Source organism: Pseudomonas sp. 2995-3 (assembly GCF_002742565.1).
Classification (GTDB): Bacteria; Pseudomonadota; Gammaproteobacteria; order Pseudomonadales; family Pseudomonadaceae; genus Aquipseudomonas; species Aquipseudomonas edaphica.
Map to the genome: position 1 here is coordinate 1 of NZ_LJSB01000017.1, position 229 is coordinate 229.

The 229-nt window shown below is 41.5% G+C and carries 1 protein-coding gene; it reads right to left on the reverse strand.

Annotation, left to right across the window (positions count from 1 at the left end):
* On the reverse strand, positions 1 to 229 hold a 229-nt coding region (locus AOA62_RS32140), incomplete at both ends, for a hypothetical protein (RefSeq protein WP_218244043.1).

The following is a 229-nucleotide window of genomic DNA, read 5'->3' on the forward strand; positions in this document are numbered from 1 at the left end:
GACACTACCTTTGCTGTAGCCAATAGAAAAATACTTTCCCATTGGAGACAAGGCGTGGGAAGAAATGTCTCGACCCTTCTCCCATTCATCTTTAATTTCAGTCCAACCCCTCGAGAATTTCGAGCTCCACGTCCACAATAAATGATCATTAATCATTTTTATTTTTTCAGTCCCAGAGCCATCCCCATTTTCAAGCCTAACGTCATCAGGAAACGTAACGAACGTTAAT